This window comes from Corallococcus llansteffanensis (assembly GCF_003612055.1).
In the GTDB taxonomy this organism is placed as follows: domain Bacteria; phylum Myxococcota; class Myxococcia; order Myxococcales; family Myxococcaceae; genus Corallococcus; species Corallococcus llansteffanensis.
On the sequence record NZ_RAWB01000956.1, the window covers coordinates 1 to 1876 of the forward strand.

At 67.3% G+C, this 1876-nt stretch carries 1 protein-coding gene and 1 pseudogene; both read right to left on the reverse strand.

What is annotated here, in order from left to right; genetic code table 11:
- A partial coding sequence (locus D7V93_RS42435) for a serine/threonine protein kinase (RefSeq protein ID WP_147451659.1) occupies positions 1-1183 on the reverse strand: 1183 nt, incomplete at its 3' end.
- Between the two features lie 76 nt (positions 1184-1259).
- Positions 1260-1876 (reverse strand): annotated as a pseudogene (locus D7V93_RS45615) (serine/threonine protein kinase); the annotation flags it as partial.

The following is a 1876-nucleotide window of genomic DNA, read 5'->3' on the forward strand; positions in this document are numbered from 1 at the left end:
CTCCCACCGTCAGCAGGCCTCCCGCGATCAATCCCTGGATCATCCGGGGAGAGGAGCCACGAGCTGATGCCAGGGGATGCGGCTCTGTCGCGGCGGTCACGGAGGGCTTGAGGGTCTGGACACGCGGGGGCCGGGTGCGGACCTGCGGGAGGGGCGTCGCCGGCTCCGGCACCTCCGTCGACCCTTTCCACGACTTCATCTCCTCCAGGAACGAGCCCGGCACTGGCAGCTCGCGGCCCTCCTGCACCAGGTCGCCCCGGAACAGCACCCGCAGCAGGTGCGCGATGCTCATCGCGGAGAAGCGCGGGAAGTTCGAGTAGAGGAATCCCGCCAGTGCATCCCCGAACGCATGGCTGGATTCAAAGCGCTGGTCCCGGTCCGGGGTCAGCGCCTTCATCACGATGTCATTCAGTTCTCTTGGAAGCTCCGGCCGGAGCACGCCAGGCGCGGGAATCTCGCCTCGCCCCACGCGCATCATCACGACGTGCGGCGGGCCATCCACGGGCAGCTTGCCGCACAGCAACTCATACAGCACGACGCCCGTGGCCCAGACATCCGAACGAGCATCCACTTCCTCCCCGCGCGCCTGCTCCGGGGAGAAGAAGAGGTACTTGCCCTTCACCACGCCCGGCGCCGTCTTGAAGCCCCGCAGGAGCTGCGCCTTGGCGATGCCGAAGTCGACGATCTTGACCTGCCCCTCGTAGCCCAGCAGCACGTTGTCCGGAGAGATGTCGCGGTGGACGATGCCCAGTGGCTTGCCGCTGCCGTCCGTGCGTGTGTGCGCGTAGTGCAGGCCCCGGCACATCTCCAGTGCGATGAAGACGGCCACGGGAATGGGCAGGGCGGCCATGCCGCTCTTCAGGGCGCGCTTGAGGACGCGGTGGAGCGGCTGGCCGTCCACGAACTCCATGGCGAGGAAGTACTCACCATCCACCCGGCCGAAGTCGAAGACCTGCGCGACGTTGCCGTGGGAGAGCGTGGCGGAGATGCGCGCCTCGCTGATGAACATGGAGATGAAGGCTTCGTCGTCGGCGTACTCGGGGAGGACCTTCTTGATGAGGACAGGCTTCGTCACCCCCGCGTCACCTACGAGCTGGGCGCGCCACGTCTCCGCCATGCCGCCCCGGCCCAGCCAGGACACCAGCTCATACCGTCCGAAAACGTCTCCTGTTTGCAGTGCCATGGCCCTGCCATCTTAAGCCCAGCTTCCAGGGAAGGCCGAATGGACGATGCCTGGCCTGTCAGCGAGTGGAAACAGCTCACTCCGTCCCTGGCGTGCGGGTCTTTCCGAGCAGCTCGACGACTTCCGCTCGCCGGGGATGGTCCGGAGGGGCGAGCGCTAGAAACTTCTCGTAATGCTGGGTGCTCTCCCGGGGGTGGTTGAGCTTGCCGTGCACCTGGCCGAGCATCAGCTGGCACTCCGGCATGGCGGGGTTGTTCTTCGCGCAGTCGTTGGCCACTTCCAGCGCGGAGTCGTATTGCCGGGTCTGGATCAGGCCGGAGACCTTGAGCTGGAGCTCCTGTTGCTTGGACTTGACCAGCTGGGAGACCTTCTGCTGCGCCTCCTGGCCCTTGGACTTGATCAGGCCGAAGACGCTCTGCTTCGTCTCGGGTTGAAGGGCTTCGGCCGGCTCGGGGGCAGGCGGGGCCGTCTCCTGGAGGCTGCTGGCCGCGACGGCGACAGGAATTTCAGGCGCCGGCTCCACGGGAGGCGCGGCAGCCTGGGTGCGTTGTGCGGTCTGCGAAACGCGGCCTGCCTTCGCGGTGGCCTTCCTGCCGGGGCGCGCGGGCTTCTCGACCTCGGGCTCCTCGATGATTTCGGTCGGGACCGCCACCGCCTCTTCCTCCACCACCGCCGGCTCAGGCGGGGCGGGCG